Origin of the sequence: Hymenobacter metallilatus (genome assembly GCF_003944705.1) — a bacterium.
Lineage (GTDB): Bacteria > Bacteroidota > Bacteroidia > Cytophagales > Hymenobacteraceae > Hymenobacter > Hymenobacter metallilatus.
In genome coordinates this window covers 132,991-150,343 of record NZ_RWIS01000005.1, presented here as the reverse complement: position 1 = coordinate 150,343, position 17,353 = coordinate 132,991, and the positions used below count along the sequence as shown (strand labels likewise).

Annotated in this window: 11 protein-coding genes; 3 read left to right on the top strand and 8 right to left on the bottom strand. The window is 60.7% G+C overall.

All coding sequences use genetic code 11. The features are described 5' to 3' along the window. Positions 1-421: 421 nt before the first annotated feature. The 5 genes from EI290_RS09310 to EI290_RS09290 form a co-directional block, all read right to left on the bottom strand. Entirely contained in the window at positions 422-2,314 is a 1,893-nt protein-coding gene (locus EI290_RS09310) for a hypothetical protein (RefSeq protein WP_125428994.1), read from the bottom strand. A 291-nt stretch (positions 2,315-2,605) separates the two neighbouring features. Further along, positions 2,606-3,631, bottom strand: coding sequence for an XAC2610-related protein (locus tag EI290_RS09305; protein ID WP_125428992.1), 1,026 nt, complete (start codon positions 3,629-3,631; stop codon positions 2,606-2,608). 97 nt (positions 3,632-3,728) lie between these two features. Further along, positions 3,729-4,202, bottom strand: coding sequence for a hypothetical protein (locus tag EI290_RS09300; RefSeq protein ID WP_125428990.1), 474 nt, complete (start codon positions 4,200-4,202; stop codon positions 3,729-3,731). Positions 4,203-4,283: 81 nt separating this feature from the next. Next, on the bottom strand, positions 4,284-5,198 hold the full coding sequence (locus tag EI290_RS23000) for a carboxypeptidase-like regulatory domain-containing protein (protein ID WP_394343528.1): 915 nt from the start codon (positions 5,196-5,198) through the stop codon (positions 4,284-4,286). 125 nt (positions 5,199-5,323) lie between these two features. Then, a complete protein-coding gene (locus EI290_RS09290; protein ID WP_125428986.1) occupies positions 5,324-7,606 on the bottom strand; it encodes an aconitate hydratase in 2,283 nt (760 codons plus the stop codon). A gap of 371 nt (positions 7,607-7,977) precedes the next feature. Here EI290_RS09290 and EI290_RS09285 point away from each other — a divergent pair, with 371 nt between their 5' ends. Beyond that, positions 7,978-9,264, top strand: coding sequence for a TlpA disulfide reductase family protein (locus EI290_RS09285; protein ID WP_125428984.1), 1,287 nt, complete (start codon positions 7,978-7,980; stop codon positions 9,262-9,264). A gap of 100 nt (positions 9,265-9,364) precedes the next feature. After that, positions 9,365-10,237: an EamA family transporter gene (locus EI290_RS09280; protein WP_125428982.1), complete on the top strand. Its 873-nt coding sequence runs from the start codon at positions 9,365-9,367 to the stop codon at positions 10,235-10,237. 201 nt (positions 10,238-10,438) lie between these two features. On the opposite strand, the gene galB is transcribed toward EI290_RS09280, so the two are convergent. Beyond that, positions 10,439-12,919 (bottom strand): beta-galactosidase GalB, encoded by a 2,481-nt coding sequence (gene galB, locus EI290_RS09275; RefSeq protein WP_125428980.1) that lies wholly within the window; start codon positions 12,917-12,919, stop codon positions 10,439-10,441. A 345-nt stretch (positions 12,920-13,264) separates the two neighbouring features. Between galB and EI290_RS09270 the strand changes: the two genes are divergently transcribed. Further along, entirely contained in the window at positions 13,265-15,037 is a 1,773-nt protein-coding gene (locus tag EI290_RS09270) for a glycosyl hydrolase 53 family protein (protein ID WP_125428979.1), read from the top strand. Positions 15,038-15,129: 92 nt separating this feature from the next. Here EI290_RS09270 and EI290_RS09265 read toward each other — a convergent pair whose 3' ends face one another. Both EI290_RS09265 and EI290_RS09260 read right to left on the bottom strand, forming a co-directional pair. Then, positions 15,130-15,687 carry a GNAT family N-acetyltransferase gene (locus EI290_RS09265; RefSeq protein WP_125428977.1) on the bottom strand — a complete coding sequence of 186 codons (558 nt, stop codon included), beginning with the start codon at positions 15,685-15,687 and terminating at the stop codon, positions 15,130-15,132. Positions 15,688-15,889: 202 nt separating this feature from the next. Next, positions 15,890-17,320 (bottom strand): cytochrome P450, encoded by a 1,431-nt coding sequence (locus tag EI290_RS09260; protein WP_125428975.1) that lies wholly within the window; start codon positions 17,318-17,320, stop codon positions 15,890-15,892. Between the last annotated feature and the right edge of the window lie 33 nt (positions 17,321-17,353).

Below are 17,353 nucleotides of genomic sequence, written 5' to 3'. Positions count from 1 at the left end.
CAGCAAGTGGGAGCGTATCTTACCATCGGGCAAACATAAATAAAAGAACTTTGTATTTCAAAGTCTACACAACTACGTTTCAGCAGGTGTGCTTCTTACACAGCAAAAAGAACCATACTCCGCCTGTAAAGTCCGTATTTCCTCCCAACCGGCCCGACAATCTTACCTGGTGCACAAGGCCACTGGAAAACCAGGCGGCACAAGTAGCGCAGCGGCGGGCCCGCCGGACTGCTCAGGAGGCCATTGAGGCTAGGGTGTGTGGACAGTCAGATAAAAGGCCGTTATGCTCATCTGGCATCCGCTTGTCGAAGCATCTCTCCCGCTTCGTTGCGGTGATAATAATTAGTCGGAGGTAGAGATGCTTCGATTCCACTCAGCATGACGGCCTTTTTGACACTTTTTTACTGACTGTCTACACACCTTAGTGAAACAGGCGGCGCGTGAACCGGCGGAGCTTCCGTTTCCAGGTGCCGGCGGGCGAGTGGCGGCGGAAGCTGTTTTTCTGCACGAAGGAAATGGGGGCGGTATCCTTGCCCAGTAGCTCCTGGCGGCGTAGGTACCAGCGCCACGCCCGCGCCCGGTGCACCACGGAGGGGGAGCCCGACATGCGCCAGTCGCCGAAAGCGGGACCGAACCTTAGGTCGGTGCGGAAGTGGGCCTCCAGCAGGCGGATGAGGGGCTGCAAAGTGGTAGTGCGGCATGAGAGGCCGCCCACGAACCCAATCGGGGCGTCGTATTTCAGGGCGGTATCCACGCGCGCCACATCAAGCTGCCCGGCCGGATACACGTCCAGCCCCAGCCCTTGCAGCACCTGCCGCAGACTATCGGCGTTGTAGAGCTTGGCCGGCACGGAGGTGGGCCGGACCCGGCTGAACGTTCGCCGGGCGCGGTAGGACCAGTGGGGCCGCAATGCCTGGCGGGCGGTTTGGCGCACCGCCGCGTCGGGGGCCGTGGCCCGCAGGTGGCGCACTATCCGGCGCGGTTGCCCGCGCAGGGTATTCAGCTTATAGATGAAGTTGTTGCTGATGCCCACGATGCCTAGGTCATCATACACCCGTATTTTTTTCAGATACAGGCCCAGTGCCCGCTCAGTGCCCGTTACTTCCGGCCAGTGCCGGGAATACCACACATCCAGAATGCGCCCCACCGACTCCTGCGCCGCCTCGTTTCGCTGGTAGTCCAGCATCGTCAACTCAAAAGCGGTAATAGTTTCCAGGCTCAGCTGGCGCATCAGCTGGTTTTCCAGCTGGTAGCGTTGCCCGAAAGGCAGTGGCTGCAGCAGCTGTTGGCTTTGCTGGAGCAGCAGCGGGGGCAGCGTGAGCGGCAGGTTGCCTGGGCGCAGGTAGGCGCGCAGGGCCTGCTTGCCGTGCACAAACTGCTCCCAGCGACTTGGTAAAGCTCGGTTAGGGAAAAAGCTAAATAGTTCAGGTCCTTTTTTCCAGGGCACCCGAATATTCTGCTCGATGAAGGCAGTGTAGGCCCGAAAAGCCGTGGCCGAATCGGGGCTGACAATCTGGTCGAGCAGCAGTTGAACGGTGGAGCGCGGCCGGATGGGCAGGGCCGGTGCTTCAAAACGACCTAGCTGCGGATTCCAGCGGAACTGCTGATAGTGCCGAGCCCAGAAAACCGTGTAGTTGCGCAACGCTACATCGTGGTAGTCATATCCCAGGGCGTACACGGTGTCGGCAGTGTAATTCAGCACGCCGACCTGTAGGCCGGTGGCCTGCTCCATAAAAGCAACCAGGTCATCCGAGAGGAAACCGTGTTGCCGGTGCCAATAGGCGTAGCGAGGTAGCTCTCGCAGCAGCAACGGGCTACGAATTTGCCATAACGAATCCAGCCGCCGTCCCTCTCCCGCTGCGTAGGCCAAAGCCGCTGGTGGCTTTACTTTAGAAACCCACTGGCCAGCGGGTAGTAGGCGCAGATGATAGATGCTGCTGGAGTCATCTTCCAGCCGGCTCAGTCCCCACTGCTGGTACTCCAGGAAGTAGCGCAAATCCGGCAGGCGGCGGCGCACCAGGGCCAGATGATTGCGCGAAAAATCCAGCGGCCAGCCCGGCAGCTCGGGGGCAGAAAACACCACCAGACTTTGCAGATTACCGGCGGCCAAATTTCCCAGCCGCCCTTTCCGCTGGTGCCGGCCAATGTAGTAGTGCACCCGCTGATAGCTGCGGGTGAGGCGCACCAGCCGCGTCAGCGCCGGGCGGCTGCCGGCCAGGGCCCGCTCGTACAGGGTATCCAGCTGGGTGGTTTGCGCCCGGGCGGAAAAGGTCGTCAGCACCAGCCCCAACACCCAGATAAGCCATCCTTTCATCTATCAAAGCTAGTCAGGAAATCAACAGAACGCCCTACCGGGCGGAGCCGAGGAGCCGAAGGAAGGCGCTGCCAATTACGCGGGCGGTTTGCCAGAAAAGACCGTTATCAGATTATGAAGCTGTTTAGGAAGTCTGGCAGAACCAATCAGACCGTCATGCTCTATCTGGCGTCCGCTTGTCGAAGCATCTCTACCGCTTCGGCCACATGTCAGAGGTTAGTCAGAGGTAGAGATGCTTCGACAAGCGGACGCCAGATAGAGCATGACGGTCTTTTAACTTTCTAAACGGCTTCACTGCTTGCGCACGTTTTCCAGCGGCAGGGTGCGCAGGGGCTGCAAAAACGCCCGGGTCGAGTCAGGAGTGTAGAGAACCCGCTTAGCTGGCCCATTCTGCACTTCCAGCGCCACGGGCGTTGCCGCCGTTTCCCGGAACCGGTACACGGCCCCGTGGTTGCGGAACTTCAGCGTCGTAACGGCCAAGCCACAGGTAAGCTCAAACGGGGCCTCGTCGGTACCGGGGCCCGGGTAGCGGAACTCCACGGTGCCATCGGGGCGGAGCAGGGCGTAGTGCAGGGTGGTGCCGTCGGTGGTGAACAGCACGATGCGCCGGTGGGTTTCGGGTAGCGGCGCGCTGCCGAGCACTTGCACGTTGTTGGCGGCCAGGTCCACCGTCTGGCGTGTGTGCGTCACGGTGCGCTGGCCGTTCCAGGTTTCCTCGGTGATGGTCCCGAATGGGTACTGCATCATATCCTCCTCAACCCGGTGCACCTGAAACGGGGCATTGTTCTTCACTACGTACTCCGCAACCTCGTGCCAGCAACAGCCGCTTTTAGTCATGGTACTCAGCCGCCTGGCCCTGGCATCCGTCCGGAACATGCCACAGTACTCCTGGGCCAGCCGGGTGAAGGCCGCGCTGTGCGCAAAGCCGGTGGGCGTGGCCAGGTACACCTGAAACGAAGGACCGTGGTAGCAGCTGTTCTGCCCGTCTTCCAGGGCCAGGTCCTGACGCCCGTCGAAGTTGAAATCCTCACTGATAATCAGGCTTTGCTCGCCGTAGGGCAGCTCCTGCACATTGGCCAGGGCCCGGCCGTGGTGCAGGCTCAGCGCCAGCTCCTCCGAGGCTACTTTCAGCACCTGCCGGCGGGTTTTCCGGTCGTACACCGCCACCCAGCCGGGGTTGAATACTGCGGCCGTATCAGCCAGGTAGATTTTGCCAAAGTAAGCCGGTGAGAAGTCGTCGACCAGATAGGTGCGCTGGGCCCGGGCAGTGCCGCACACAAGCAGAAGAAGCAGCAAACAACCGGCGAAACGCGGCATCGGGGCGGAAGAAACGGGTGCGTAAAGCAACAAAAAAACGGCTACCTCTCCCACTTCGGAAGGGCAGCCATTTTTCTGGTATTTGATATTCAACCAACTAATTGGTTTTCATTTCTACTTTCACCTCCACCGTTTCGGCCGGGGCCAGCTTGGGCACCAGCGCATGATAGGTCAGGATGGGCGCGTCGTTGGTAAGACCCGCGCGGAAGGTTACCAGCAATATCAGCTTATCGGTTTCGCACTGGCGCAGGTAGGTGTAGCTGATGGTGGAGCTGCCACTCATCGAGCCTTTGTTGCCAATCACCAGGTCGTACTTCGTAAAGTCAATCTGGGGGTGGCAGCTGCCGGTTACCAGCCGGTCGAAGTCGGCCTGATTCCGGATGACGGTGTACGTCTGGTTCAGACTGGTACTGAGCTGCCGGGGCGTGTTGGTACAGCCGTAAGTTGCCTCGAGGCTGGTGATGGGTATATCAGTGTCCAGACATGGTTCTGTGTCGCCTGCACAGGTAACGCAACCGCTCAGGGCCAACGCGGCCAGGGCACTTCCTACTAGCGTAACTATCTGTTTCATAGAGTTTCGAATGGTTGTCGTTTCTATGCAGAGCCTGCCGCGTGGAGAATCGTTGCATGCTGCTTTGCTTTACCTCTGCTTCTAATTCGCTCCGTGTTTATGGTGAGGCGGCGTGAGCTGTATTCCCAGCCGCACACTGATTTCCTGGTAGCTGGCTCCAATCCGCTGATAAGTCGCTGCGGCTATGTACTTATAGCTTACCCAAGACACAGTACTCTGCCACTGCCAGACAGTCTGCCACCACCCTACCCGCCCGGCTACCTCTACCGCGCGTTTTTGACTAATTCTTACTTCCCTTTCAGTTCCCAGTTCCAGCCCGGTACGCCAACCCCTAATTTCCTCTCCCCTGCCCCGAGCCTGGCCGACCGCCACCCACACGGGAAAGGGCCTGAAACCAGCATCGTGCTGAAAGTTGATTCCTGCGCTTCGCCGCTCAAACTGGTTGTCGGGTTGCGGCCCTTTCAGCTGCTCTAGCTGCAACGCCACATCTATATTCACCTGGCAAGTGGCTACCAACTCATCAATTGCTACCGTAGCGGCCCGGTACGTGGTGCGCGGCCCGCGCCGGTATAGTAATTCCAGCCGACCCGCCGGCTGCATGTGCTCGGCGGCCCACAGGTTGGGACGAAACAAGGTCAGTTGTCCACCCAGTGGAGTATACCGAAGGCCGCTGTTGACAGATATACCGACGTACGGGCGGTAGAAATAGTCTACGGTACAACTGGTAGCAAGCCGGATGGATACGCTCGTGTCACCTGCCACCACACGCACGCGCCTCGCAACGAAGCCGAAACCGCCCACCCACAGAGTTGCCGTGTCTCCGGATATTCTAATGCTAAATGTGCCATTGGAGTTGGTAGTGGTGCCAATATCCGTCCTAGCGAGTACAGTTATTCCCGGTATTCCCTGCCCGGTACTTTTGTCCACTACAGTACCTCGCAGTACCCGTTGGGCTACGGCCTGTGCTACGAGAAACAGCAGTAAAAAGCTCAGCATATAAAAGGTGCGCATGGTGATAAAAGATGATTTTCACTCTGATGCCACTACACAGTAAATTCCACAAAAACGGCCGCCTCCCCTATCCGGGAAGGCGGCCGTTTCTATTGTAGCGTACCGGCAGCTTAAGCTACCTGGCCCGACTCTTTCAGGCGAATCAGGTTCAGGGCCGAGCCGGCTTTGAACCACTCAATCTGACCCTCGTTGTAGGTGTGGTTCACCGTAATCAGGTCGGTGTCGCCGTCGGCGTGGTGCAGGCGCACCTGCAGGGGCTGGCCGGGGGCGAAGGTGGTCAGGCCGAGGATGTCGATGGTGTCGTCTTCCTCAATCAGGTCGTAGTCGGCCTTGTTGGCGAAGGTCAGGGCCAGCATCCCCTGCTTCTTCAGGTTGGTTTCGTGGATGCGGGCGAAGCTTTTTACCAGCACGGCGCGCACGCCCAGGTGGCGGGGCTCCATGGCGGCGTGCTCCCGCGAGGAGCCTTCCCCGTAGTTTTCGTCGCCTACTACCACCGAGCCAATGCCCTGGGCTTTGTAGTTGCGGGCTACCTGCGGCACCGGCGAGTAAGGCGTGCCCTGGGTCAGCTCATCTTTCACCGAGTTGGCTTCGCCATTAAAGGCGTTGATGGCCCCGATGAGCATGTTGTTGCTGATGTTGTCCAGGTGGCCGCGGTATTTCAGCCAGGGACCAGCCATGCTGATGTGGTCGGTGGTGCACTTGCCCTGGGCCTTGATGAGCAGACGCAAGCCTTTCAGGTCAGTGCCTTCCCAGGGTTTGAAGGGGTCGAGCAGCTGCAAACGGTCGGAAGCGGGGTCTACGAGTACCTGCACACCCGAGCCATCGGCGGCGGGCGCCTGGAAGCCGGCATCCTCCACGGCGAAACCACGGGGCGGCATTTCAATGCCCTGGGGCTCGTCGAACTTCACCTGCTGGCCGTCTTTGGTGGTCAGCGTATCGGTGAGGGGGTTAAAGGTCAGGTCACCGGCAATGGCAAAAGCCGTCACGATTTCGGGGGAGGCCACGAAGGCGTGGGTGTTGGGGTTGCCGTCGTTGCGCTTGGCGAAGTTGCGGTTGAAGGAGGTGATGATGGAGTTGGGCCGCTTCATGTCGTCCATGTGGCGGGCCCACTGCCCGATGCACGGCCCGCAGGCGTTGGCCAGCACCACCCCGCCCATCTGGGCGAAGGTATCGAGCAGGCCGTCGCGCTCCACGGTGTAGCGCACCAGCTCCGAGCCGGGCGTTACGGTGTACTCGGCCTGCACGGTCAGGCCCTTGTCGGCGGCCTGCTTGGCAATGCTGGCGGCGCGGGTAATGTCTTCGTAGCTGGAGTTGGTGCAAGAGCCGATGAGGCCTACTTCCAGCTTGGCGGGCCAGTTGTGCTCTTTTACGGCGGCGGCAAACTCCGAAATCGGCCAGGCGGCGTCCGGGGTGAACGGGCCGTTCACGTAGGGCTCCAGGGTGCTCAGGTCGATTTCGATGAGCTGGTCGTAATACGATTTCGGATCAGCGTACACCTCATCGTCGGCGCGCAGGTGGGCGGCTACGGCCGCAGCGGCGTCGGCAATTTCGGCGCGGCCGGTGCCGCGCAGGTAGTCGCCCATTTTCTCATCGTAGCTGAACACCGAGGTGGTAGCCCCGATTTCGGCGCCCATGTTGCAGATGGTGCCTTTGCCGGTGGCCGACAGGGCGTTGGCGCCCTCGCCGAAGTATTCCACAATGGCTCCCGTGCCGCCTTTTACGGTCAGGATGCCAGCTACGCGCAGAATCACGTCCTTGGCCGACGTCCAGCCCGAGAGCTTACCGGTCAGCTTCACACCAATTACTTTGGGGAATTTCAACTCCCAGGCCATACCCGACATCACGTCCACGGCATCGGCCCCGCCCACGCCAATAGCAATCATGCCGAGGCCGCCGGCGTTGGGCGTGTGCGAGTCGGTGCCAATCATCATACCGCCGGGGAAGGCGTAGTTCTCGAGCACCACCTGGTGAATGATGCCGGCGCCGGGCTTCCAGAAGCCAATACCGTACTTATTGGAAACCGAGGCCAGGAAGTCGTACACCTCCTTATTTTCGGAGTTGGCCACGGCCAAATCCTGGTCGGCGCCGCGCTCCGCCTGAATGAGGTGGTCACAATGCACGGTGCTGGGCACGGCCACTTTGGGTTTGCCGGCCTGCATGAACTGCAACAGCGCCATCTGGGCCGTAGCGTCCTGCATGGCTACGCGGTCCGGAGCGAAATCGACGTAGGAAACGCCCCGCTCATACGCCTGCGAAACAGAGCCGCCGTACAGGTGAGCGTACAGGATTTTTTCAGTCAGGGTAAGCGGGCGGCCAACGGCGGTACGGGCGGCTTCAATGCGGGAGCCCATGCCATCGTACACGGCCTTGATCATTTCTAAGTCAAACGCCATAATGCGAAATGGAAAAAGTGGAGAGAACGAACCTGCTGGTAGCAGGTACGCAAATATAGGTACCGGCTGTTGCGCAGCCCAACTTTTCGGGCCTTTGCCACCGTCCCGGCACCTCATTTAGAATCATTCTAACGGATAGTGGCGGAATTGTTGCAGCTTGGGCAAACGTAACGATACTGTCATCCTGAGCAGAGCGAAGGACCTTATCACGTCTGATTTAATATCGAACGACTTATTCATGGGTGATAAGGTCCTTCGCTCTGCTCAGGATGACACGTAAAATCATTTGCTGGCCGGCCGCAACGGCCTTGAGTTGTAAACAACCAGGGGCCGGCCGTAGTTTAGCCCCGAACTCACGTAACTTTTTCACCATGCCCGTAGCCATTGCAGTACGCAAGGCCGTAGCCGGGGCCGGACTCGCGCTGGCCGCGGTGGCCTGTCAGTCCAATTCCACCACTTCTGAAAACACGGCAGCTACCGATGCCGCTGCTACCAATGCGGCTCCGGCCCTTACGGCCGGCACCTGGCGGGGCGTGCTTTCGGCCCAGGGCCAGGAAATTCCGTTTCTGTTTGAGGTAGCCCAGGACGGCGGCAAGCCCACCGTCACGCTGCGCAACGGCGAGGAACGCCTGAAGCTCGACGAAATCAGCACGGCCGGCGACTCCACCACCATCCGCCTGGGCGTATTCGACGCCGCCTTGGTGGTGCGCCCTGATGGCACCGATAAGCTGAAAGGCACCTGGGTGAAGTACGACGGCAAGGAGCCCTACCGCGTGCCGTTTGCGGCAACGAAGGGTGAGAAACAATATCCTACGCCAACGGCACAGCCTCAATCTTTCGCTGGTACCTGGAAAGTCGACTTTAAAGGGACTGAAGGCGACGTGACGCCAGCTATAGGCGTGTTTGAGCAGAAAGGCTCCACTGTTACGGGCACTTTCCTCACCACTACCGGCGACTACCGCTACCTAGTAGGCCAAACCGAAGGTGACCAGCTAAAGCTCACAACCTTTGATGGTAGCCACGGCTTTTTGTTTACCGCGAAGAAGTCGGGCAACACCCTGCAAGGCCACTTCTACAGCGGCAAAAAAGGCCACTCCACCTGGACCGCCGTGCTGGACCCCAACGCCAAACTGCCCGACGCCAACGCCTTGACCGGTATGAAGCCCGGCCAGAAAAAGCTCGACTTCAAGTTCCCCAGCATCTACGAAGGTGGCAGCATCTCCCCTTCCGACCCCAAATACAAGGGCAAAGTGGTAGTGGTGCAGATTCTGGGCTCCTGGTGCCCCAACTGCATGGACGAAACCAACTTCCTGGCCCCCTGGTACGAGAAGAACAAGCAGCGCGGGGTGGAAATCATCGGGCTGGGCTATGAGCGCACCACCGACCAGAAAGTAGCCGCCCAGAAGCTGCTGAAAATGAAAGAGCGCATGAATGTGGGCTATGATATTGCCATTGCCGGCGAGGCTTCTTCGGAGGCGGCCAGCCAGTCGTTGCCACAAGTGCAGAAGGTCTTGGCTTTCCCCACTACCATCTTCCTGGATAAAAAAGGCGAGGTGCGCAAGATTCACACCGGCTACTCCGGTCCCGGCACCGGCAAGTACTACGAGCAGGAAGTGGCCGAATTCAACCAAACCATCGACCAACTGCTGGCTGAGTAAACAAGCCAGCATTCTGGCATTGGAACGGGCCTGCTTTCCACCGGGAGGCAGGCCCGTTGCAGTAGTACGCCGGAAATTGCGCAGGTGAAACCGTCCCCTCATGTCCAGATTTCGACTCTCCTTACCTGCCATACCGGTGGTGTTGCTTGCTATTCTCAGCGTGCAGGGCGGAGCCGCCATTGCCAAGGGCTTGTTTCCGGTGCTTGGAGCCGCCGGCACCACCAGCCTGCGCATTGGCCTCTCGGCGCTGGTATTGCTGCTGCTGGTACGGCCAAACCTGCGGGAGCTGCGGCCGGCGCAGTGGCGGGCCGTGGTGCCCTACGGGCTGGCGCTGGGCACCATGAACTTTCTGTTTTACTGTGCCCTGGCGCGCATTCCGCTGGGGCTGGCCGTTACCCTGGAGTTTGTGGGTCCGCTGGGCTTGGCGCTGCTGGGCTCCCGGCGCTGGGTTGATGTGGTATGGGTGGCGCTGGCCGGTGCTGGCATTGTGCTGATTACCCCACCGGGCGGCCACGGCATTGATCTGCCGGGCATGGGCCTGGCGCTGGCGGCCGGACTGTGCTGGGCGGTGTACATTGTGCTGGGCCGGCGCACGGCGGCCGTACTGCCGGGGCCCCGGGCCGTGGCAGTGGGTATGTTGTTTGCCGCGTTGCCGGTGCTGCCGTTTGGCATAGCCAGCGGCAGCCTGCTGCACCTGACGCCCCATTTGCTCCTGCTGGCCGGGTTGCTGGCGCTATTCTCCAGCGTACTGCCCTTCTCCCTGGAAATCCAGGCGCTCCAGTCCTTGTCAACCCGCACCTTCAGCATTCTGATGAGCCTGGAGCCGGTGGCGGCGGCCTTATCGGGGTGGCTGCTGCTGAATGAGCGGCTGACGCTTAGCCAATGGGTGGCCGTGGGGTGCATTGTGGTGGCCAGCGCCGGGGCTACCCTAAATGCGCCGGCCGAAAAACCGGTAATAAGCGGCGAGGAATAGCCGCATCAGCACAGATGCCAATGCGCACCGTACAGGTCCTGCTGATCCGGCCACAGTACTTCCCTGGCACATTCTACACCACAGCATGGCGGCCAACATGCTTCGACCGGGGCAGGAAGCGCCAATAAATAGGACCTGCCAGAAGCACGCCGGGCCCCAGCTGGTACTGGCTGGGGCCCGGCGTGCTTCTGATAGAGTTGACTAGTGAGCTGTAGCCTGGGCTGACTGCAGGCGCAGGATAGCCGTTGGCAGCCCCGGCGTGGTAGCTTTTACCTGCACCGCTCCTCCCGCCTGGGTAGCCTGCACAATGGCCACCAACTGGCCGTGGAAGGCGTGCATACGGGGCTGCTGAAACGGTTCCAGGCTGGTGGCGTCGCCGTTGGCCACGGCCCGGAACTGACCTTGCCCGCTTACCGTGAACTGCAACTCGTTGGTGGCATCGGGGCAAAGGGTGCCCTGTGCGTCTTCCACGCGGGCCGTAACGTAGACCAAATCCTGGCCGTCGGCCGTGAGCGTAGGATGGTCGGCTACCAGCCGGAGGTGATGGGGCTGGCCGGCGGTACGTACTTCCTCTTCCATCATAGCCTTGCCCTGGGCATCGTAGGCTACTACTTTCAGGCGGCCGGGTGCGTATTTCACATCCTTCCACATCAGCCGGTAGCGGGTCTGGGGCTGGTCGGATGGCCCCTTGGTCTGGCGGCCCTGGCTTACTCCATTCACAAACAGCTCCGCCGCCGGGTAGCTGGTATAGCAGAACACGGGCGTGGTTTGTCCTTCCCGACCGGGCCAGGTCCAGTGCGGCAGCAGGTGCAGGGTGGGGCTGGCCGTGTTCCAGCGGGAGCGGTAGAGGTAGTACCGGTCTTTGGGCAAGCCAGCCAGGTCAAAAATACCAAAATACGAGCTGTGCGAGGGCCAGGCTTCATCGTAGGGCGTAGGCTCACCTAAGTAATCGAAGCCGGTCCACACAAATTCGCCCATCAGGTACGATAAAGCATCCTGCTGCACAAATTCCTCATCGGGCGTCTGCGACCAGACGCAGGCCTCCAGGTCATAGGAAGACGACTGGTTGTCGGGGTATTTTTTCTGCTTAGCCAGCTCCACCGGAAACTTGTACACCCCCCGGCTGCTCACCGTGGAGGCCGTTTCGGAGCCCAGCATAAAGCCCTGGGGCAATTTGGCCCGGGCTTCGGGGTAACGGCTGGGCTTGTAGTTGAAGCCCGGCACATCGAGCAGGGCCGCGAAGCCGTTGTTTACAGCCGCATCAAACTGGTCCATGCCGGCCGTAACGGGGCGGGTGGGATCTTCGCGGTGTACAATATCCTGCAGGCGCCGGGCAATGGCTACACCACCCGGTGCCCACTGGTCGGGCACCTCGTTGCCAATACTCCACATAAGCACCGATGGATTGTTGCGGTAATGGTGCACCATGTTCACCAAATCCTTTTCCGACCACTCGTCGAAATACTGGCTGTAGCCATTCTTCACTTTAGGTTTTTTCCACTCGTCAAACGACTCCACAATCAGCATAAACCCCAGCTCGTCGGCGAGCTGCACCAGCTCCGGGGCAGGCATATTGTGGGTGGTCCGGATGGCATCACAGCCCAAGTCTTTGAGCAACGTCAGCTGACGGCGCAGGGCCGCCGTGTTGATGGCAGCCCCCAATGGCCCCAGGTCGTGGTGGTTGCATACTCCCTTGAATTTGCGCGGCTGCCCATTCAACGAAAAGCCTTTATTCGCTTCAAACTGAAAGGAGCGGATGCCGAAGGAGGTAACGTACTCGTCTTTCAGGGTGTTGCCCGCGTACAGCCTGGAGGCCGCAGAGTACAGCACCGGCGTTTCCGGCGACCAAAGCCGGGGCTGAGGCACCACCAGCTGCTGCTCGAACTGCTGTCCGTCGGCAGCGGCCAGGGTAGTGCTGACAGTGGTAATTACCTTGCCGGCTGCGTCCCGGATATCGGTTTCCAGCCGCAGTGGCTGAAAAGCATTGCCGGGGGTCTGCACCTTCGTGCGCAGCTTTACGGTAGCCGAACCGGCACTTATTTCGGGTGTAGTGAGGTAAGTGCCCCACACAGGAATATGCACGTCCTGGGTAAGGAGTAGGTGCACGTTGCGGTAGAGTCCCGCACCTGGGTACCAGCGCGAAGCTTCCGGCTGGTTGCGCAGGCGTACGGCCAGCACATTACGGCCGGTAGGACGCAGGGCATCGGTTATGTCCACGCTGAACGAGTTATAGCCATAAGGCCACGCCCCTACTTCCCGGCCGTTTACAAAGACGTGGGCGTCGCTCATGGCCCCGTCGAACAGCAGTACCGCCCGCTTTCCGGGCCCGAAGCCCGATATGTTCAGCTCGCGCCGGTACCAGCCCGTACCAATAAACGGCAGCCCGCCGGTGCGGCCGGCTTTCTGAGTGGCTTTCTGCTCTTGGTTCTGCTCAATTCTTACCGTTTGCAGGTCATTGTTGCCATCGAAAGGCCCGGTAATGGCCCAGTCGTGAGGCACACGTACTTGCTGCCACCGGGCATCATTGAAATCCGGACGGGCCGCCTCAGGCTGGTCGCCCTTGCTGAACTTCCAGCCCGTGGTTAGCAACAGTTCCTGCCGGGTCTGGGCGGAAGCGCCCACTACTGGTGCCAGCAAGGCAGCGGCCAGTACTCCCGGCAGAGTCAGTCGTGCAATACTCATACTCATATCACCCAGAAAATAAAAGGTACATCGGTTACCGCAACGCCGTGCCGTAAGCCGGGGCAAGATACACCGTAAACGATTGTGTAAAAATTCCGCACCTATTCAACCAAAATGTAATGCATTGCCCACCGGCACCACTGGCCAGCGCAGAGCAATGATACGTTAGGCTGGCAAAATACAGCCATGCAAGCACGTATTGCTATAATTTACTCCCAACACTCTGGCTATCTACGCAGACAACAATAAGTGACCAAAGGAATGCAAACGTTTGCTTATATTTGGCTAACGAAACCCTGGCAATTCGGTTTCTGATATTGTGTCTCACCGCTTAGCTACCGCCCTATGCTCCTACCGATACTCCCGCCCGGTCTGCGCCGGACCTTGCTGCTCCTGACGCTACTCGGCGGTGGTTTGCTGCGCCCCTCGACAGCTGATGCGCAAACCTTCGCCAAGGGCGGCGATACCAGCTGGCTGCAGCAGATGGAAGCCAACAACTACCTGTTCTATAACGACCAGGGCGTGCAACAGGACTGCTTTCAGATTCTGAAGGATAAGGGCATCAACTCCATCCGGCTGCGGGTGTGGGTGAACCCCTCCATGGTGGATTGGGTGAACGGGCACTGCAGCCCCGCCGAGGTAGTGACCATGGCCACGCGGGCTAAAAACCTGGGGTTTCGCATTATGATTGACTTTCACTACAGTGACAGTTGGGCCGACCCGGGGCAGCAAACCAAACCGGCTGCCTGGGCCAACCATAGCTTTGCCCAACTGCTGACGGATGTGTACGACCATACGTACACCGTGCTCAGCTCACTGAGGGCCAATGGGGTAACTCCGGAATGGGTGCAGGTAGGCAATGAAATACCCGGCGGAATGCTCTGGCCTGAAGGCAGCACTGCTAACTTCGGACAGCTCACTCAGCTCATCAACAAAGGCTACGACGCGGTGAAGGCGGCCAGCCCTACCTCCAAAGTGGTAGTGCATCTTGACAAAGGCAACGACAACGCCCGGTTTCGGTGGTTTTTCGACCAGCTTACGGCCAATGGGGGCCGCTACGACGTGATTGGCATGTCGTACTACCCCTACTGGCTCAACCAGGACTATACCGTATCCATCGGCAGCCTGCAGGCCAACCTGCGGGATATGGCCAGCCGCTACGGCAAGGAGGTGGTAGTGGCCGAGGTGGGTGGCGACTGTGCCAACGCTCCGCAGAACGTGTACGATATGCTGGTGGCTGTGCAGAACGCCGTATTCAGTGTGCCGAACGGCAAGGGCCTGGGCGTATTTTACTGGGAGCCGCAGGGCTACCGCAGCTTCAGCGGCTACCAGCTCAGCGCCTGGAACAGCAACGGCCGCCCCACTTCAGCCCTGAACGCTTTTCTGGTGACGCCGACCTCGCCTCCTCCCGTTACCAATTTCGTCGTTAACCCCGGCTTTGAGGCCGATGGGGCCGCTACTCAAACTCCTGCCGGCTGGACCAGCTGGGCCAGTACTGCTGCCAACTACGCCGCCGACTACACCGAAACCAACGGCCAGGCCAGTACTTACCGCCTCACGCACTGGCTGGCTGGGGCCTACCAAGTGAGCACCTACCAGCTGATTACCGGCCTGCCCAGTGGCACGTATACGCTTCGGGCCTGGGTGATGAACGGCGGCGGCCAGACGGCCTGCCAGCTTTACGCCAAGAATTTCGGGGGCACGGAAAAGAACCTGTCCTTGCCCGTGGCCGCCACCTGGACCCAGGTGCAGATACCCGGCATTCAGGTAACGAACGGACAGTGCGAAATTGGCCTGTGGTCGAATGCCAATGCAGGCAATTGGTGCAGCCTGGATAACGTGGAGCTGTTGCCGGCCGCCGTAACAGGGATAAGCAAGGCAACGGCTGCCAGCCGCTTTGAGGTGTACCCGAACCCGGCTACGCAGGAGCTGCGGTTTGCCCACTTTACCGGTCCGGCCACGGCCCGCATCTATTCGCCCACCGGCCAGCTGTTACTAACCCAGCAACTAACCGCCGCACACCCGCTGGTGAATGTGTCGGGGCTGGCCGCGGGCTTGTATGAGGTGCGGCTAGAAGAAGCAGGCCGCGCCTCGACCCGGAAGTTCGTGAAGCAGTAGCCGGACCACCTATTTTTCCGCGAGCCACCAAGCTGCGTAGCCCTTCCCAAGCGGCCCTGCTCCTGTACTACAGGAGCAGGGCCGCGGCCGTTTCAGCGGGCCCGCTCCAGCACTACAATAGGCTCGTTGTGGTAGGTGGTGCGGGCCAGCGCGTGGAAGCCGAACTTGCGGGCAACGGCCAGGGAGGCCACGTTACCGGGGTCGATGATGCAGGTGATACGCTCGGCCGGGAAGCGCGGCGTAATCCAGGCCAGGGCCGCCTGCACGGCCTGGGTGGCGTAGCCGCGGCCGTGCAGGCGAGGAGCCAGAGTCCAACCGGCTTCCAGGGTGCCTTTAAGGGAAGGACTCAGGTCGCGCTGAAAATCGAAGAACCCAACTGAGCCACAGTAGCGGCCAGTAGCTTTTTCCTCGATGGACCAGGCCCCGTACCCAAAAAAGGCCCAGTGACCCAGCTGCCCCAGCATCCGCCGCCACACCTCCTCTTCATTCTGCGGCTTGTTGCCCAGAAACCGGTAAAACGAGGGGTCGTTGGACAGAGCCGTAAACTCCGGCAGATCGGACACCTGCGGCCCGCGCAGCAATAGGTCGGGGGTTTCGAGCGGGGGCACCAGCGCGGGTGGAGCAGCAAGCAAACTCAGAGGATGCGTCATAGCGGGCAAGTATAGGGAAATGCCCCGGACCTCACGTGGCGTCTTCGGGAGCCGGACCATTGAACGGATGTAGAGACGCGACACTTCGCGTCTCCCGCCAGAACGATCCGCCAGTAGTGTCATTCCGAGCGGAACGAGGAATCTGGGTAAACAACATCAGCACGCGCCGGGACGCGAAGTGTCGCGTCTCTACACCCGTTCATCAGCCTAGCCGCTCGAACCGTAGGTGCAGGCCAGTTTGGGGGCGCAGGGTGATGAGCGGGACGGGGGCCACCGGAGTGGCCGCAACCGGCGCTACGCTGAACTGCCGCAGGGTTTCCAGCAGCACCACCTGAATTTCGGTGAGGGCAAAATGATTGCCGATGCACAGGCGCGGGCCACCCCCAAACGGCAGGTAGGCATAGGCCGGTACGGGCGGCTGGGCGCCGACCGCAAACCGCTCGGGCCGGAAGGCATCGGGCTCCGGCCAGAGCGTGGGGTGGCGGTGCAACCCGTAGAGGTAGAGCGAAAACAGCGTTCCTTTGGGAATCGGGCGGCCCTGAAACTCGTCGTCTTCCAGCGCCACCCGGTCCAGAATCCAGGCCGGCGGGTAAAGGCGCATGGTTTCCTGAATTACCTGCATAGCATACGGCAGGCGGGCCAGCTCCTCGAACCCGGCCGGCCGGTGCAGCAAACCAGCTGCCTCCAGCTCCGTGCGTACCTGCGTGGCCACGGCCGGGTGCTCCGCCAGTAGGTAAAACAGCCAGCTTAGGGCATTGGCCGAGGTTTCGTGACCGGCCAGCAAGAGGATATTTGCCTCATCCACCAGCTGCTCCTCCGTCATGGGTTCCCCTGTGTCCTCGTAGCGCGCATCCAGCAGCATTTGCAGCAGGTCGTCGGGCGGGGTGGTGCCGGGGCCGGCTTGCTGACGCTGGCGGATGTAGCCGCGCACCAGTTCCTGCAGCTCCTGGCTGAGCACCTGGTGGCGCTGGTAGCTGCCAATGCCCTGCAGCCAGGGCCGCAGGTAGGGCTGCCGGATGGTGCGCACGTAGAAGGCCTGAATCTGGGTGAGCACCTCCGACAGCCGGTCCCGTGCGGCGTCGCTCATGCTGGCCCCAAACGTGGCCTGCGAAATAACCCGGAAGGCTACCCGCGTCATGGCCTCGTGAATATCTACCACGGCTGGCCCGGCGGCCGTGCGGGTTTGCAGCTCATGCACCCAGCCGGCCGCGGCGGCCTGCATCAGGTGGGTAAGCCCGGTCAGGCGCTGCCGGTGAAAGCCCGGCTGAATCAGGCGGCGCTGCCGCAGCCAATCGGGGCCCTCGTTGGTGAGCAGCCCCCGCCCGATGTAGCGGATCAACCCATGGGTAAGGTCGGATTTGAGGTAGCGACGGTGATTTTTCTGCAGGATGTGCTGCACCAGGGTCGGGTCGCGGGTGCTGTAGCACGGCCGGATGCCGCCCAGGTGCAGGCCCACCGTGTCGCCGTAATTGGCATGGACCCGGTTGAGGTTGGCAATGGGCTGGCGGGCCATAGCCAGCGACGAAAGCAGCGTCTGCCAGCGCGGCACCCACGGAAAAGGCAGGGCGGCCAGCGGTGCTGAGGCCGGAGATACGCTGTCGGGCATGAGGTTGTGTGTGTCACCAGATTTCATTTCCAAGATACTGCAAAACCGGGCTTGCGTGGC